This is a genomic window from Mesorhizobium sp. LSJC285A00, assembly GCF_000503155.1.
Lineage (GTDB): Bacteria > Pseudomonadota > Alphaproteobacteria > Rhizobiales > Rhizobiaceae > Mesorhizobium.
This window is the reverse complement of sequence record NZ_AYVK01000009.1, coordinates 76,452-92,025: the sequence shown is the minus strand read 5'-3', so window position 1 is coordinate 92,025 and position 15,574 is coordinate 76,452. Positions and strand designations below refer to the sequence as shown.

14 protein-coding genes and 1 pseudogene are annotated in these 15,574 nt (G+C 63.1%); 9 read left to right on the top strand and 6 right to left on the bottom strand.

Translation table 11 applies throughout. The features are described from left to right. Positions 1 to 20: 20 nt before the first annotated feature. The 5 genes from sufC to sufA all read left to right on the top strand — a co-directional run bounded on the left by sufC (position 21) and on the right by sufA (position 4,356). A complete protein-coding gene (gene sufC, locus X726_RS158520; protein ID WP_023669125.1) occupies positions 21 to 776 on the top strand; it encodes a Fe-S cluster assembly ATPase SufC in 756 nt (251 codons plus the stop codon). Positions 777 to 819: 43 nt separating this feature from the next. Beyond that, positions 820 to 2,088 carry a Fe-S cluster assembly protein SufD gene (gene sufD / locus X726_RS158525; protein WP_023669124.1) on the top strand — a complete coding sequence of 423 codons (1,269 nt, stop codon included), beginning with the start codon at positions 820 to 822 and terminating at the stop codon, positions 2,086 to 2,088. Between the two features lie 132 nt (positions 2,089 to 2,220). Beyond that, entirely contained in the window at positions 2,221 to 3,462 is a 1,242-nt protein-coding gene (locus tag X726_RS158530; RefSeq protein ID WP_023669123.1) for a cysteine desulfurase, read from the top strand. Between the two features lie 21 nt (positions 3,463 to 3,483). Further along, positions 3,484 to 3,870, top strand: coding sequence for an SUF system Fe-S cluster assembly protein (locus X726_RS158535; protein ID WP_023669122.1), 387 nt, complete (start codon positions 3,484 to 3,486; stop codon positions 3,868 to 3,870). A gap of 105 nt (positions 3,871 to 3,975) precedes the next feature. After that, on the top strand, positions 3,976 to 4,356 hold the full coding sequence (gene sufA / locus X726_RS158540) for a Fe-S cluster assembly scaffold SufA (RefSeq protein ID WP_013532156.1): 381 nt from the start codon (positions 3,976 to 3,978) through the stop codon (positions 4,354 to 4,356). Positions 4,357 to 4,505: 149 nt separating this feature from the next. Here the strand turns inward: sufA and X726_RS158545 are convergent, their stop codons facing one another. Continuing rightward, positions 4,506 to 5,003, bottom strand: a complete 498-nt coding sequence (locus X726_RS158545) for a GFA family protein (protein WP_023669121.1) — start codon at positions 5,001 to 5,003, stop codon at positions 4,506 to 4,508. 83 nt (positions 5,004 to 5,086) lie between these two features. On the opposite strand from X726_RS158545, the gene X726_RS158550 reads away from it, so the two are divergent. Continuing rightward, positions 5,087 to 5,410, top strand: coding sequence for a TfoX/Sxy family protein (locus tag X726_RS158550; RefSeq protein ID WP_023669120.1), 324 nt, complete (start codon positions 5,087 to 5,089; stop codon positions 5,408 to 5,410). Between the two features lie 203 nt (positions 5,411 to 5,613). Here the strand turns inward: X726_RS158550 and X726_RS158555 are convergent, their stop codons facing one another. Both X726_RS158555 and X726_RS158560 read right to left on the bottom strand, forming a co-directional pair. Beyond that, positions 5,614 to 6,531, bottom strand: a complete 918-nt coding sequence (locus X726_RS158555; protein WP_023669119.1) for a pseudouridine-5'-phosphate glycosidase — start codon at positions 6,529 to 6,531, stop codon at positions 5,614 to 5,616. A 70-nt stretch (positions 6,532 to 6,601) separates the two neighbouring features. After that, positions 6,602 to 7,546, bottom strand: coding sequence for a carbohydrate kinase family protein (locus tag X726_RS158560; RefSeq protein WP_023669118.1), 945 nt, complete (start codon positions 7,544 to 7,546; stop codon positions 6,602 to 6,604). A gap of 282 nt (positions 7,547 to 7,828) precedes the next feature. Here X726_RS158560 and recA point away from each other — a divergent pair, with 282 nt between their 5' ends. Beyond that, positions 7,829 to 8,932: a recombinase RecA gene (gene recA / locus X726_RS158565; protein WP_023669117.1), complete on the top strand. Its 1,104-nt coding sequence runs from the start codon at positions 7,829 to 7,831 to the stop codon at positions 8,930 to 8,932. A gap of 271 nt (positions 8,933 to 9,203) precedes the next feature. After that, positions 9,204 to 11,886: pseudogene (alaS, locus tag X726_RS01000000166780) on the top strand (alanine--tRNA ligase). A 100-nt stretch (positions 11,887 to 11,986) separates the two neighbouring features. Here the strand turns inward: alaS and X726_RS158570 are convergent. The 3 genes from X726_RS158570 to X726_RS158580 are packed head-to-tail and all read right to left on the bottom strand — an operon-like array spanning position 11,987 to position 14,437. Next, positions 11,987 to 12,586, bottom strand: a complete 600-nt coding sequence (locus X726_RS158570) for a demethoxyubiquinone hydroxylase family protein (protein ID WP_023669116.1) — start codon at positions 12,584 to 12,586, stop codon at positions 11,987 to 11,989. A 14-nt stretch (positions 12,587 to 12,600) separates the two neighbouring features. Beyond that, positions 12,601 to 13,215 carry a glutathione S-transferase family protein gene (locus tag X726_RS158575; RefSeq protein ID WP_023669115.1) on the bottom strand — a complete coding sequence of 205 codons (615 nt, stop codon included), beginning with the start codon at positions 13,213 to 13,215 and terminating at the stop codon, positions 12,601 to 12,603. Positions 13,216 to 13,225: 10 nt separating this feature from the next. Continuing rightward, positions 13,226 to 14,437 carry an NADP-dependent isocitrate dehydrogenase gene (locus X726_RS158580; protein WP_023669114.1) on the bottom strand — a complete coding sequence of 404 codons (1,212 nt, stop codon included), beginning with the start codon at positions 14,435 to 14,437 and terminating at the stop codon, positions 13,226 to 13,228. Positions 14,438 to 14,653: 216 nt separating this feature from the next. Here X726_RS158580 and X726_RS158585 point away from each other — a divergent pair, with 216 nt between their 5' ends. Continuing rightward, positions 14,654 to 15,502, top strand: coding sequence for an RNA methyltransferase (locus X726_RS158585; protein WP_023669113.1), 849 nt, complete (start codon positions 14,654 to 14,656; stop codon positions 15,500 to 15,502). The last annotated feature ends 72 nt before the right edge of the window (positions 15,503 to 15,574 follow it).

The window sequence follows — 15,574 nt, the reverse complement described above, 5'->3', positions numbered from 1 at the left end:
ATATATCCAGGAAAGAAAAAATGCTTGAGATCAAGAACCTGCATGCCCGCATCGTCGATGACGGCACCGAGATCATCCGCGGCCTGAACCTGACGGTGAAAAACGGCGAGGTCGCCGCCATCATGGGCCCGAACGGCTCGGGCAAATCGACGCTGTCCTATATCCTCGCCGGCCGCGAGGACTATGAGGTCACCGAAGGCGATATCCTCTATAATGGCCAGTCGATCCTCGAAATGGATCCGGCCGAGCGCGCCACCGCGGGCATCTTCCTCGCCTTCCAGTATCCGATGGAGATACCTGGTGTCGCGACCATGGAGTTCCTGAAGGTGGCGATGAACGAGCAGCGCAAGGCGCGCGGCGAGGAGCCGCTAAAAATTCCGGAAATTTTGAAGCGGGTGAAAGAGGCGGCAGCCTCGCTCTCGATGGACATGGCGATGCTGAAGCGGCCGCTCAATGTCGGCTTTTCCGGCGGCGAGAAGAAGCGGGCCGAGATCCTGCAGATGAAGCTGCTGGAGCCAAAGCTCTGCGTGCTCGACGAGACCGATTCAGGCCTAGACATCGATGCGCTGAAGATCGTCTCGGACGGCGTCAACGCGCTGCGTTCGCCCGACCGTGCCATCATCGTCATCACCCACTACCAGCGCCTGCTCGAGCACATCGTGCCCGATAGCGTGCACGTCCTATACAAGGGCCAGGTGATCAAGTCCGGCGACAAGTCGCTGGCGCTCGATCTCGAAGCCAATGGCTATGCCGGCGTGATCGGCGAAGCCGCGTGAGACGCCAGAAGGCCATTTTATGCTGAAAGGCGGGGCAAAACTGATGAATATGCATACACAACCCCAGCGCACGCAGGCCGAAACGGCGCTGATCGACGCCTTTGGCGAGCGTCTGTCGTTGCTGCCGGGTGACGGCGCGGTGATGCTGAAGCGCGACGACGCCATTGAGGCAATCAAGCACGGGCTGCCGACGCGGCGCATCGAATCCTGGCATTACACTGACCTGCGCCGGCTGTTGACTGCGGTGCCGGCGTTCGATCCGACGGCCGCCGCTAAGGGGCTGGCGCCCATCGTCGAAGGTTCCGCCGTGCTGGCAGTTCTAAACGGCGTCTCGAGTGCGAAATTCCCTGCCATCGAAGGCGTGACCGTCCAGCGCCTGTCGGAAAAGCTGACCGACGGCTCGATTGCGCCCGGCCTCGACCCCTATGGCAGCGATGACGCCATCGGCGCGCTGAACACTGCTTTCGTCGCCGACGGCTATTTCGTCGACATCGCCGATGGCGCAGCACTGGAGAAGCCGATCGAATTGCAGAACCTGCAAGCCGGCGGACAGACCCATGTGCGCTTTCCCGTGCGTGTCGGCGCCGGCGCCAAGGCTGCGATCGTCGAGCGTCAGGCGGGCGAGGGCGCGGCTCTGGCCAGCTCCGTCAGCCAGCTGGTGTTGAGCGAGGGCGCCGAGGTGACCTGGCTGATCATCCAGGAACAGCCGGAAACGGCCACCCATCTGGCGCAGTTCAAGGCGCATCTCGGCAAGAATTCGAAGCTGACGCTGTTCTTCATGAATGCCGGCGGCAAGCTTGTGCGCCAGGAGATCGTGGTGAAGACCACGGGCGAAGGCGCCGACTTCAAACTGCGCGGCATCAACCTGCTCGCCGGCGACACCCACACCGACGTGACCATGGTGCTCGACCATGCCGTGCCGCATACGACATCGACGGAAGTGATCCGCAATGTCGTGACCGGCAAGGCGCGCGGCGTCTTCCAGGGCCGCATCAACGTCCACCAATACGCGCAGAAGACCAACGCCAAGATGGCCTGCAACACGCTGCTTTTGTCGGATGATGGCGAGTTCTCGACCAAGCCGGAGCTGGAAATCTTCGCCGACGACGTCATCTGCGGCCACGGCGCGACCGTTACCGAGATCGACCACAACCATCTGTTCTACCTGATGGCTCGCGGCATCGACGAGAAGAGCGCCCGTGGCCTGCTGGTCAAGGCGTTCGTCGCCGAAGTGATCGAGGAACTGGACGACGAAACCATCGTCGAGGCCCTGGAAACAAGGCTGGACGACTGGTTCGTGGCGCATGGGTAGCGCCTCCCCTTCTCCCCTTGTGGGTCCGAAGGACGGGCGAGGCAAGTGACACGCCCCGGGCGGTGGCCGAGCGAAGCTCGGTCGGGTGAGGGGTGCGTGACGAAGTGAGGCGGTGCCTCAAGAGAGCTTGTAATGGACCAGAAGATCGAAACAACCCCATACGACGTCGATGCGATCCGCCGCGACTTCCCGATCCTGTCGCGCGAAGTCTACGGCAAACCGCTGGTCTATCTCGACAATGGCGCCTCGGCGCAGAAGCCGCAGGTGGTGCTGGATACGATCCAGCACGCCTATTCCCAGGAATACGCCAACGTGCATCGCGGCCTGCATTTCCTGTCGAATGCCGCAACCGACGCTTATGAGAAGGCACGCGAGACGGTGCGCCGTTTCCTCAATGCGCCAAGCACCGACAACATCGTCTTCACCTCGAACACGACCGCGGCGATCAACACCGTGGCTTACGGCTATGGCATGCCCAATATCGGCGCGGGCGACGAGATCGTGCTGTCGATCATGGAGCACCACTCCAACATCGTGCCGTGGCATTTCATCCGGGAACGGCAGGGCGCCAAGCTGGTCTGGGTGCCGGTCGACGATCTCGGCATCTTCCACATCGAGGAATTCGAAAAGCGCCTGACCGACAAGACCAAGCTCGTCGCCATCACGCATATGTCGAACGCGCTGGGCACGGTAACCCCGATCAAGGAGATCGTGCGCATCGCGCATTCGCGTGGAATTCCCGTACTTGTCGACGGCAGCCAGAGCGCCGTGCACATGCCGATCGACGTCCAGGACCTCGATTGCGATTTCTTCGTCTTCACCGGCCACAAGGTCTACGGGCCCTCCGGCATCGGCGTGCTCTACGGCAAGAAGGATATTCTCTCGGCCATGCGCCCTTTCATGGGCGGCGGCGAGATGATCGAGGAAGTGACGGAAGACGTCGTCACCTACAACGAGCCGCCGCACCGCTTCGAGGCCGGCACGCCGCCGATCGTCCAGGCGATCGGGCTGGGTGCAGCATTGGAATACATGGAAAAGATCGGCCGCGAGCGCATCGCCGCGCACGAGGCCGACCTCAAGACCTACGCGCACGAGCGGCTGCGCGCCATCAACTCGCTGCGCATCTTCGGCGACGCGCCGGACAAGGGCGCCATCATTTCCTTCGAGTTGCAGGGCATTCATGCCCATGACGTGTCGATGGTGATAGACAGGCAGGGTGTTGCCGTCCGCGCGGGCACCCATTGCGCCCAGCCGCTGTTGAAACGCTTTGGCGTAACCTCCACATGCAGGGCATCGTTCGGCATGTATAATACCAGGGCCGAAGTCGACGCTTTGGCCGATGCGCTGGAAAAAGCGCGCAAGTTCTTCGGGTGACAGGTTCTTTGGATGACGACCATGGATGATGCGAGCCACACCACCGCGCCGGAAGCGGCCGTCAATCCGCTGGTTTCCGCCTCGGCCATTCCCGCCGACGAGCTGGCGCGGCTGACCGACGACATCGTCTCGGCGCTGAAGACGGTCTATGACCCGGAAATACCGGCCGACATCTATGAGCTCGGCCTCATCTACAAGATCGACATCGAGGACAACCGCGCGGTCAAGATCGACATGACGCTGACCGCGCCCGGCTGTCCGGTGGCCGGCGAAATGCCCGGCTGGGTGGAAAACGCCGTCGGCGCCGTCGAAGGCGTCTCCGGCGTCGAGGTCAACATGACCTTCGACCCGCCCTGGTCGCCCGACCGCATGTCGGAAGAGGCGCAGGTGGCGGTGGGCTGGTACTAGGTTGACTGAGGTTGGTGCACTTGCACCAGTGGTAAAACTTCACCATTTTAGGTGAGGAATCATTCGGCAGGCCTTGAACCTGCATGGAATGGAAGAGGAAAAAGAATGGGACGCTTCGCCGTCATCACGATGACCGAAAAGGCCGCCGACCGGGTGCGCGAGATCGTCGCCACGCGCGACAATGCGCATGGCATTCGCCTCGGCATCAAGAAGGGCGGCTGCGCCGGCATGGAATACACGGTCGACCTGGTGACCGAGCCCAACACCAAGGACGACCATATCGAACGCGACGGCGCGCATGTCTATGTCGCGCCCGAGGCTGCCCTTTTCCTGTTCGGCACCGAGATGGATTTCGAGCAGACCACGCTGCGCACCGGCTTCACCTTCCACAACCCGAACCAGAGTTCGGCCTGCGGCTGCGGCGAATCCGTCGAACTGAAGCCCGCCGACCTGAAGGCGCTGGCTGAGGCGCGCGCTTCGGCCTGATCTTCCTTCTCCCCGTTCACGGGGAGGTGAGGAATGGTCCGCGCAGCGGGCGAAAAGCCAATTGCTTGGCTTTTCGAATGACGAACGGCCCGAAGGGCCGGATGAGGGGCAGCGCTGACCATCGGAAGTCGCGCTCCGCGCCTCCCTGCTTACTTCACCCACATCTTCGTCCGCTTGTGCCAGTCGGCGATCGATTCCTCGGGATAGACGTCGAACGCATTGTCCTTCTTGCCGATCACCGGCTCGACCCAACTCGCCTTGTATTTCAACATCAGATGCACCTTCTCCGGCGGCTTCGGCAACTCGCTGTCGATTGCCGAGGCGAAGGGGTGGACCAGGTCCGGCCATGTCGGATCGTAGAGCCAGAGCGCCGAACCGCACTTCTTGCAGAAATTGCGCTCGCCCGTCGAAATCTCACACTTTGGATGCTCGTCGTCCGCGATCTCGGCCTGGTAGACGCCGAGATTGCGCTTGCCCTTGATTTTCAGCGTCTTGTAATCGGCGCCGAGATTGATGGCGAAGCCGCCGCCGCCCTGCTGCTTGCGGCAGATCGAGCAGTAGCACAGCATGAACGGCACCGGCGTGTTGCTCTCCACCTCGAAATGGACGGCATCGCAGCGGCAGGATCCCTTGAGCAGCAGCGGCATGACAAAACTCCGACGGATGGCTCTCAACTTGCCAGCATGGTTTTTGGTTGCAGCCATGGCAAGCCCGGTGACATGATTGCGGCATGGACAATGAACGCATCGAAGAGCTGTTCGAAGGCCTCGGCCCGGTCAGTATCCGAAAACTGTTCGGCGGCAAGGGTATCTATTTCGACGGCGTCATCGTCGCTATCGTGCTGCGCGGCGAATTGCTGCTCAAGGCTGACGAGCAAAGCGCGCCCGATTTCGAAGCCGCCGGCTGCAAGCAATGGACCTATACCGGCACCCGCCACGGCAAGCTGGTCGCGATGCCGTACTGGAGCATTCCCGACGACGCGTTTGATGATCCTGACGAGATGAGGGTGTGGGCGCGCCGGGCGTATGAGGCGGGGCGGCGGGCGGGGAAGTGAACCGGGACCGTCGCGTTTCTTCCCACCCCCCTCTGTCCTGCCGGACATCTCCCCCGCAAGGGGGGAGATCAGTTGTCACATTGGCCTTCGCCAATCACCATCGTTGAAAATGGGAGCCTGCGGCTAAGCTGTTAATCTCCCTCCTTGCGGGGGAGATGGCCGGCAGGCCAGAGGGGGGTGCTGTCCCGCCGACGTAGGCGATCCTACAGCGCCTTGGCAATCCTCGCCGCCAGCCGCGCATTGTTCTCGACCAGCGCGATGTTGGTCTTCAAGCTCCGGCCGCCGGTCAGTTCGAGGATTTTGCCCAACAGGAACGGCGTCACCGCCTTACCGGTCACAATCTGCGCCTCGGCCGCCTTCTGCGCGGCCTCAATGTAGCCTGCCATCTCGTCGGCCGGAATTTCATCGTCCTGCGGCACCGGGTTGGCGATCAGCATGCCGCCGACCAGGCCAAGTGCCGCCCTGGTCTTGTAGAAATGCGCGATCTCTTCCGGTCTGTGCAGGGTCAGCGGCGCGCGGAACGGCGAATGCCGCGACCAGAAGGCCGGCATCGTCTCGCAGCCATGGCCAATCACCGGCACGCCGCGCGTCTCCAGCACTTCAAGCGTCTTTTCGATGTCGAGGATCGCCTTGGCGCCGGCCGAGACGACGATGACCGGCGTGCGCGCCAACTCGTCGAGATCGGCCGAGATGTCGAAGCTCTTTTCCGCGCCCTTGTGGACGCCGCCAATGCCGCCGGTGGCGAACACCTTTATCCCGACCAAGTCAGCGGCGATCATGGTGGCGGCGACCGTGGTGCCGCCGGTGCGGCCTTGCGCCACCGCAAAGCCGAGATCGGCGCGCGACAGCTTCATGGCGTCGCCGGTCATCGCCAGCGACTCGCGCTCGCCGTCGGAAAGCCCGATCTTGATGCGGCCGGCGACCACGGCGATCGTCGCTGGCACCGCGCCATTGTCCAGGATTATCTTTTCGACATTGGCGGCCATGGCGCCATTGTCGGGGTAAGGCATGCCATGGGTGATGATGGTGCTTTCCAGCGCCACGACCGGGCGGCCAGCGGCGAGCGCCTCGGCCACGGGCGCGTGGATGTCGATGAAGGGGCGGGCGCTTTGCGGTGTCATGATGGTCTCCGATCCGGAGATCCGCGCGTCCGCTTGGACGTCACGCTCCGGCAATGGCAATTGGCCGCCCTCATGCCATTTCCTGCGCGTCGGGCACAAGAGCCAGTGCCTCGGTGAAGATCGCGGCGGTGAAGGCCGGCACGGCATCCGAACTTTCGATGGCGAGCGTCGCCGCGGCAACGCCTTCGCGGAGGGCTTGGCGCAATGCCAGGCCGCGCAGCAGGGCAGCGATGGTGGCGCCGGCCAGCGCGTCGCCGGCGCCGGTGACGTCGGCGACTTTTCTCGGCGCCGGCGGCAGGATAGAGAAGGCGCCGGCTTCGTCGAATCCCAGCACCGGGCCGTCGCCCGCCGTCACCACGCCACTGGTGAGGCCGCTGCAGCGCAGTCCGTCGACGGTCTCGCGCTCGGTGGCATTGGCATCGACGCCGGCCAGCACCATGGCCTCGCGCCGGTTCATGAAGACCTGCGCGAGTTCCTTCAGCACCGGTATCAGCCGCACCACCTTGGCCGGCGAAATGGCGATGGCGAACACCGGCTTGCCGGCGGCGAGCCCCACCAGCCGCTCCAGCGCCGTTGATGGCAGATTGGCGTCGCAGAGCACCGCATCGGCCTCGGCGACCACCTCGCGCACCTTGGAGCGGCGGATCTGCTTGGGGAACGCCAAATCGTAGAGCGCCATGTCGGCAAAGCCGGTGATCAGCTCGCCGTCGCGATCGATCAGCGCCGTGTAGCTCGGCGTCGTGCGGTCGAGGAAAACCGCCGACAGGTCGGCAATGCCGGAGTCGGCGATGGCGCGCGCAACCGTCTCGGCCGAGGCATCGCCGCCGCGCACCGACAAAAGCGAGGCCGAGACGCCGCGCCGCACCAGGCTGCGCAGCGCGTTGAATACGCCGCCGCCGACATCCTCGCGCATCGTGCCGGGGTTGGACGCCGCGGGCACGTACGTGCCCGACACCTGGCCGCGGCGATCGATATGGGCGCCGCCCACCGCCAGTATCTTTGCTGATTTCACCATGCCGGCGATATGACCTTTGTTATTCGAGCCGCACAAGCGCTACGCTGTGCGGCGGAGCTTCGCAGGCGAGCCGGCGATTCGGCCGATCGAAACAGCCGGCGCGTCTGGCCCAACGCGGAACGCGTCCGAAAACCAAACCAAGAGACAAAAAAAGAACAAATCCGGATAAAGATGGTTTTTCAGTTATTTGACCCCTCTTGCCAAACGAGAACAAAAGTAGTACAAAATGGGCAGGGATTACGGATTGTCCGGCCTTCATTGACGACCAAGGGGTGATGTATCATGGCTCAGAATTCTTTGCGGCTTGTAGAGGACAAAGCGGTGGACAAATCAAAGGCTCTGGACGCGGCGCTGTCGCAAATCGAGCGCGCCTTCGGCAAGGGCTCGATCATGCGGCTTGGCGCCAATGAGCAGGTCGTCGAGATTGAAACCGTGCCGACGGGATCGCTGGGCCTCGACATCGCGCTTGGCGTCGGCGGCCTGCCGCGCGGCCGCATTGTCGAGATCTACGGGCCGGAAAGCTCGGGCAAGACGACACTGGCGCTGCACACAGTTGCCGAAGCCCAGAAGAAAGGCGGTATCTGCGCCTTCGTCGATGCCGAGCACGCACTCGATCCGGTCTATGCCCGCAAGCTCGGCGTCGATCTGGAAAACCTCTTGATCTCGCAGCCGGACACCGGCGAGCAGGCACTGGAAATCTGCGACACGCTGGTGCGTTCCGGCGCCATCGACGTGCTGGTCGTCGATTCGGTGGCGGCACTGACGCCGCGCGCCGAAATCGAAGGCGAGATGGGCGATTCGCTGCCCGGTCTCCAGGCTCGTCTGATGAGCCAGGCGCTGCGCAAGCTGACCGCCTCGATCTCGCGCTCCAACACCATGGTCATCTTCATCAACCAGATTCGCATGAAGATCGGCGTCATGTTCGGTTCGCCGGAAACCACGACCGGCGGCAACGCGCTGAAATTCTACGCTTCGGTGCGCCTCGACATCCGCCGCATCGGCTCGGTCAAGGACCGCGACGAGGTCGTCGGCAACCAGACCCGCGTCAAGGTCGTCAAGAACAAGCTGGCGCCGCCCTTCAAGGTGGTCGAGTTCGACATCATGTATGGCGAGGGCGTGTCCAAGACCGGCGAATTGGTGGACCTCGGCGTCAAGGCCGGCGTGGTCGAGAAGTCCGGCGCGTGGTTCTCCTACAATTCGCAGCGTCTCGGCCAAGGTCGTGAAAACGCCAAACTGTTCCTGCGCGACAATCCCGACACGGCGCGCGAGATCGAACTGGCACTGCGGCAGAATGCCGGGCTGATTGCCGAGAAGTTTCTCGAGAATGGCGGCCCCGAGCGCGGCGAAAGCGACGACGGCTTCGAGGAAGAATCCGGCGCCATGTAGGGCACGGCCAGAGTTCGGCCATAAATCCAGTCTATTACCCGATGCTTAAGTAACCGAGTTCTTTAGTATTGCGTTTCAAACCGCCGGCCTTCGCGCCGGCGGTTTTCGTTTTTGGGCAGCGTGAGGCCGGCTTGGCAGTTGCCGGATTGGACCAATTCCGTGTTTCTGGACAGGGTGGGGCGTGCCCGCTAAAAGGCCAAGTCGATCTTCTAAAAAGCAGAGACCAGTGTCCGCCGGCCGTGCCGGCGGTTTTCGCGAAAAGGCAGCACTCATGAGTGGCGTGAACGAGATCCGGTCGACATTCCTCGACTATTTCCGCAAGGAGGGCCACGAGGTCGTGGCCTCGAGCCCGCTGGTGCCGCGCAACGACCCGACGCTGATGTTCACCAATGCCGGCATGGTGCAGTTCAAGAACGTCTTCACCGGCCTGGAGAAGCGGTCCTATTCGCGCGCCACCACTGCGCAGAAAAGCGTGCGCGCCGGCGGCAAGCACAACGACCTCGACAATGTCGGCTACACCGCGCGCCATCTGACCTTCTTCGAAATGCTCGGCAATTTCTCCTTCGGCGACTATTTCAAGGAGCGCGCCATCGAACTGGCCTGGAACCTGATCACCAAGGAGTTCGGGCTGAACAAGGACAAGCTGCTGGTCACCGTCTATCACACCGATGACGAGGCGGCCGGCTTCTGGAAGAAGATCGCCGGTTTCTCCGATGACCGCATCATCCGCATCCCGACCTCCGACAATTTCTGGGCTATGGGCGACACCGGACCGTGCGGGCCGTGCTCGGAAATCTTCATCGACCGTGGCGAGCACATCTGGGGCGGCCCTCCCGGCAGCCCGGAGGAGGACGGCGACCGCTTCCTTGAATTCTGGAACCTGGTGTTCATGCAATATGAGCAGGTCACCAAGGATGAGCGCATCGACCTGCCGCGGCCGTCGATCGACACCGGCATGGGCCTGGAGCGCATGGCCTCCATCCTGCAAGGGGTGGAGAGCGTCTTCGAGACCGACCTGTTCCGTCATCTGATCGATGCGGCCTCGTCAGCGCTCGGGCAGGGACCCGACAAGGAGACGGTCGCCTCCTTCCGCGTCATTGCCGATCATCTGCGCTCGTCCTCTTTCCTGGTTGCCGACGGCGTGCTGCCGTCGAACGAAGGCCGCGGCTATGTGCTGCGCCGCATCATGCGCCGCGCCATGCGCCATGCGCAGTTGCTCGGCGCCAAGGAGCCGTTGATGTGGAAGCTGGTGCCGGCGCTAGTGCGTGAGATGGGCCAGGCCTATCCCGAACTGCTGCGCGGCGAACAGCTGATTACCGAGACGCTGAAGCTCGAGGAGACCAGGTTCCGCAAGACGCTGGTGCGCGGCCTCGGCCTGCTCTCGGAGGCGACGGATACGCTGCACGCCGGCGATATGCTGGATGGCGAGACGGCGTTCAAGCTCTATGACACGTACGGCTTCCCGCTCGATCTGACGCAGGACGCACTGCGCCAGCGCAACATCTCGGTCGACCTTGCCGGCTTCACCCATGCGATGGAGCAGCAGAAGGCCGAAGCGCGCAAGCATTGGGCTGGCTCCGGCGACGCGGCCACCGAGACCATCTGGTTTTCTGTACGCGAGAAGGCCGGCGCCACNCGCCACCGAATTCCTCGGCTACGAGACCGAACAGGCGGAAGGCCTCATCCAGGCCCTGGTCAAGGACGGCAAGACAGTCGATAGCGCCGGCAAGGGCGACGCGGTGGCGGTGGTCGTCAACCAGACGCCGTTCTATGGCGAGTCGGGCGGCCAGATGGGCGACACCGGCATCATCTCCGGCGAAGGTTTCTCGATCGAGGTTTCCGACACGCAGAAAAAGGCCGACGGCCTGTTCGTGCATCTGGGCAAGGTGACGAACGGCACGGTCAAGCCAGGTGCAGCCGTCGAGCTGAAGGTTGACCATGCGCGCCGCACCCGGCTGCGTGCCAACCATTCGGCAACGCATCTGATCCATGAGGCGCTGCGCGAGGTGCTGGGCACCCATGTCGCGCAGAAAGGTTCGCTGGTCGCGCCCGAGCGCCTGCGCTTCGACATCTCGCACAACAAGCCGATCTCGGCCGAAGATCTCGAAGAGGTCGAGCGCATGGCCAACGAAATCGTCGTCCAGAACAGCCCGGTGACGACGCGGCTGATGTCGGTCGACGACGCCATTGCCGAGGGCGCCATGGCGCTGTTCGGCGAGAAATACGGCGACGAGGTGCGTGTCGTCTCGATGGGCACCGGCGTGCATGGCGCCAAGGCCAATCGACCCTATTCCGTCGAACTTTGTGGCGGCACCCATGTCCGGGCGACCGGCGATATCGGCCTGGTCCGTGTCGTCTCCGACAGCGCGGTCGCCGCCGGCGTGCGCCGCATCGAGGCGCTGACCGGCGAAGCCGCACGAAAATATCTCGACGAGCAGGACAGACGCCTGAAGGCAACTGCGGCCGTGCTGAAGATCTCGCCGGCCGACGTGCCGGCGCGTGTCGAGGCGCTGCTCGAGGAACGCAAGAAGCTCGAGAAGGAGCTGAGCGAAGCGCGCAAGAAACTCGCGCTGGGCGGTGGTGCCGCGGCCGATGCTCCGGCCACCACCGAAACCGTCGCCGGTANCGCCGGTATCGGCTTCCTCGGCAAAGCGGTTTCCGGCGTGTCGCCGAAGGATTTGAAGCCGCTGGCCGATGCCGGCAAGACTTCGCTCGGCTCAGGCGTCGTCGTCTTCGTCGGTGCGGGCGAAGACAACAAGGCAAGCGTCGTGGTCGCAGTGACGGACGATCTCGTCGGCCGCTTCAGCGCTGTCGATCTTGTGCGCGTTGCCTCGGCCGCATTGGGCGGGCAGGGCGGTGGCGGACGGCCCGACATGGCGCAAGCCGGCGGCCCGGACGCCTCGAAGGCCAATGATGCGATCGCCGCGGTGAGGGCGGCGCTGGAGGCAGCCTGAAAGCCACCCTATGCCTTATCTGGTTTTGTGTGCGGCTTTCCGGCCTTCGCCGCCGTGCTTGCCATTCTGTGGCTGATAGTGGCAAGCCGGCAATCAGCTCTTAGACGGTCCGTCTAGCTAGTTCTTTTTTCGCCGCCTTCAGGGCGCGCGTCATTCTGCTGGAATCGCCCCAGGTGGACAGCCAGATCAGCACGTCCGTGGCGATCGAAATCAGCGACCGTAAAAAGTTCAGCGCCGGGCCGGGCGATTTCAGCTGCTCTTCGGCGTGATGGAGATGGGCGAGCTCTTCCTCGCGGATCGCCAGGATGATGCCGTGCAAGTCGTGGTCGCGGTTGGCGAGGAAAAACAGCTGATCGTCCAGATGGCGGTGCACCGCCGCTTCAACCGCCGCCGTGCAGGCCCAGATGCCTTGCGGACCGAGCAGGGCGGTGACAAAACCCAGCACCCAGCCACCCCAGCTCCAGAACTGCATCACCCGGCACGGTCGCGACCGCCGCGCCGGCATGGCGGCGCGGAACGCAGCGCAATGCGTGCGCTCGTGCCCAAGCATCTCCGACAAGGATGGCACGCAATCCGGCCATAAGCGCCTGGCGACAAGAATCTGCGCCGAATAGATCCTGATCGCACCGAACTCACCGGCGTGGTTGACCCTGACAATTCTGGCGACGGTGAGCGCGTCCTGGCGAGATGGGTCAGCCATGGCCCGAACCCATATCAGCCCGCCGCCAGGCTCGGACGTTTTGCGATGCCCTCCCACCAGGCCTGGATGTCGGCGAACGCCGCAAGCAGCTTTTGCCCGTCGGCGACCTTGACGAAATAGGCGATGATGGATGCCGCATGCAGGTCGGCCAGCGTCAGCTGGTCCCCGAGCAGCCACGGCCCGGGAGGCTTGAGTGCGGTGAGCACCCGCAGCACCGTTTCCGCCTGGCGCAGCCCGTTGGCGACCAGTGCCTCGTCTGGCGCTTCCTTCTCAAGCCGCTCGACGGCGACGTCCCAGACCATCGATCTGTAGGCATAGGCGTCGAGCATGCCGATGATCTGGTTCATCGTTGCGCGGGTGCGGGCGTCTTTTGGCTGCAGTGCCGGGCCGTCGAACGCCTCGTCGACATAGCGGGCGATTGCGCTGGTTTCGAACAGGCGAAACCCGCCGTGCTCGAAGGCCGGAATGCGGCCGAAAGGGTGATGCTCGAAGTACCAGGCGGGAGTGCCCTCGGCGGCAAAGACATCGACCGGCACAAGGTCGTAGTCGATGCCTTTTTCCGCCAGCACGAGGCGGACGATGCGCACATAGACGCTGTAGTCCGCCCCGTAGACGACCGGCTTGGCCATGGCTGCCGGCTTACGCCATCGCCTTCTGCAAATTCTCGTCGATCTTGTCGAGGAAGCCGGTGGTCGACAGCCATGGTTGGTCGGGACCGATCAAGAGCGACAGGTCCTTGGTCATGAAGCCGCTCTCAACCGTCTGGATGCAGACCTTCTCCAGCGTGTCGGCAAATCGCTTCAACTCGGCATTATCGTCGAGCTTGGCGCGGTGGGCGAGGCCGCGCGTCCAGGCGAAGATCGAGGCGATCGAATTGGTCGAGGTTTCCTCGCCCTTCTGGTGCTGGCGATAGTGGCGCGTCACTGTGCCGTGCGCGGCCTCCGCTTCCACCGTCTTGCCGTCCGGCGTCATCAGCACGGAGGTCATCAGGCCGAGCGAGCCAAAACCTTGCGCCACCGTGTCGGACTGGACGTCGCCATCATAATTCTTGCAGGCCCAGACATAGCCGCCAGACCATTTCAGGGCGGAGGCCACCATGTCGTCGATCAGCCGGTGCTCGTACCACAGCTTCTTCGCCTTGAACTCGGCCTCGAATTCAGCCTCGTAGACCTCCTGGAAAATGTCCTTGAAGCGGCCGTCATAGGCCTTGAGGATGGTGTTCTTGGTCGAGAGATAAACCGGATAATTGCGCAGCAGGCCGTAATTCAGCGAGGCGCGGGCGAATTCGCGGATGGAGTCGTCGAGATTGTACATCGCCATGGCAACACCGGCGCCGGGTGCGTCGTATACGTCGTGCTCGATCACCTTGCCGTCCTCGCCGACGAACTTGATGGTCAGCTTGCCCTTGCCGGGGAAGCGGAAGTCGGTGGCGCGATACTGGTCGCCGAAAGCATGACGGCCGACGATGATCGGCTTGGTCCATCCCGGCACCAGACGCGGCACGTTCTTCATGATGATCGGTTCGCGGAAAATGGTGCCGCCGAGAATGTTACGGATGGTGCCGTTCGGCGACTTCCACATCTTCTTCAGCTTGAATTCCTCTACGCGCTGCTCGTCGGGCGTGATCGTCGCGCATTTCACGCCGACGCCCCATTTCTTGATGGCATTGGCCGAATCGATGGTCACCTGGTCGTTGGTGGCGTCGCGGTGCTCGACGCCGAGGTCGTAATATTCGAGCTTCAGGTCGAGATAAGGGTGGATCAGCTTGTCCTTGATGAACTGCCAGATGATGCGGGTCATCTCGTCGCCGTCGAGCTCGACGACCGGGTTCGCCACCTTGATCTTCGCCATGAAAAGAATGCCTCGCTTTTGGGGAACAAAACGGCCTCGCCCGCATGGCTTCGGCCGGGTATGCGGAGCGTATATCAAAGCCTATTTGGCCGCGCAAACGACCATCCGTGCAGAATGGGTCGTCTGTGCCGCGACCGGTGTTTGCAAAAGCTTCATTTTGCCGAGCGGATGTGGCAGGGAACGCTGAAATGCCGCAAACAGCAGTTCATTGAGATCATGTCCGCCGTCGATCATCCTGAAAACGCATCCGCCGCCGGGCCGGCGATCATCCTGGTCGAGCCGCAGCTCGGCGAGAATATCGGCATGGTCGCGCGCGCCATGGCCAATTTCGGCCTTGCCGAACTGAGACTGGTCAACCCGCGTGACGGCTGGCCGAGCGAGAAGGCGCGCGCCGCCGCCAGCCGCGCCGACCATGTCATCGATGCCGTAACAGTGTTCGGCGACCTGGCGTCCGCCGTCGCCGACCTCAACTTCGTCTTCGCCACCACGGCGCGCGAGCGCGACGGCTTCAAACCCGTGCGTGGTCCGGTCGAGGCGGGCAGGGCGCTCAGGGCGCGTCAGATGGCCGGCCTGCGCACCGGCATCTTGTTCGGCCGCGAGCGTTTTGGGCTCTACAATGACGAGGTCGGGCTGGCCGACGAGATCGTCACCTTCCCGGTCGTTCCCGGCTTTTCGTCGCTCAACATCGCCCAGGCCGTGCTGTTGATGTCCTATGAATGGATGAAATCCGGCCTGGAGGACGAGACGGCGACCAATTTCTCCAGTCCTGAAATGAAGCCGGCGAGCAAGGAAGAGTTGCACGGCCTGTTTGCCTATCTCGAAGGCGCGCTCGAAGCGCGCGGTTATTTCCGCCCGGCGCCCAAGAAACCCAAGATGGTCGACAATCTGCGCGCCGTCTTGACGCGCGCCGGTTTCGCCGAGCCGGAACTGAAAGTGCTGCGTGGCATCATCTCGTCGCTCGACCGGTTTTCGCCGGCCATGCCGCGCGGTGACGGCTCGCCGGGAGACGATCCAAGGCGTTTGCCGGCCGCTGCGCGAAAACGCCAGGCAGACAAAGAAGATTAGAAATCGCTAAGCTTCGAACGGCTGAAGTAACCGAATTTTATTTGCCTCTCATCCATTGTTGTCAAAACGGTG

Coding starts and splice junctions, on each gene's coding strand:
- X726_RS158535 (WP_023669122.1), top strand. CDS start 3,484: ATGGATGATGCGAGCCACACCACCGCGCCGGAAGCGGCCGTCAATCCG.
- recA (WP_023669117.1), top strand. CDS start 7,829: ATGGCTCAGAATTCTTTGCGGCTTGTAGAGGACAAAGCGGTGGACAAA.
- X726_RS158580 (WP_023669114.1), bottom strand. CDS start 14,437: ATGGCGAAGATCAAGGTGGCGAACCCGGTCGTCGAGCTCGACGGCGAC.
- sufD (WP_023669124.1), top strand. CDS start 820: ATGAATATGCATACACAACCCCAGCGCACGCAGGCCGAAACGGCGCTG.
- X726_RS158585 (WP_023669113.1), top strand. CDS start 14,654: ATGTCCGCCGTCGATCATCCTGAAAACGCATCCGCCGCCGGGCCGGCG.
- sufC (WP_023669125.1), top strand. CDS start 21: ATGCTTGAGATCAAGAACCTGCATGCCCGCATCGTCGATGACGGCACC.
- X726_RS158555 (WP_023669119.1), bottom strand. CDS start 6,531: ATGACACCGCAAAGCGCCCGCCCCTTCATCGACATCCACGCGCCCGTG.
- sufA (WP_013532156.1), top strand. CDS start 3,976: ATGGGACGCTTCGCCGTCATCACGATGACCGAAAAGGCCGCCGACCGG.
- X726_RS158530 (WP_023669123.1), top strand. CDS start 2,221: ATGGACCAGAAGATCGAAACAACCCCATACGACGTCGATGCGATCCGC.
- X726_RS158570 (WP_023669116.1), bottom strand. CDS start 12,586: ATGGCTGACCCATCTCGCCAGGACGCGCTCACCGTCGCCAGAATTGTC.
- X726_RS158550 (WP_023669120.1), top strand. CDS start 5,087: ATGGACAATGAACGCATCGAAGAGCTGTTCGAAGGCCTCGGCCCGGTC.
- X726_RS158560 (WP_023669118.1), bottom strand. CDS start 7,546: ATGGTGAAATCAGCAAAGATACTGGCGGTGGGCGGCGCCCATATCGAT.
- X726_RS158545 (WP_023669121.1), bottom strand. CDS start 5,003: ATGCCGCTGCTGCTCAAGGGATCCTGCCGCTGCGATGCCGTCCATTTC.
- X726_RS158575 (WP_023669115.1), bottom strand. CDS start 13,215: ATGGCCAAGCCGGTCGTCTACGGGGCGGACTACAGCGTCTATGTGCGC.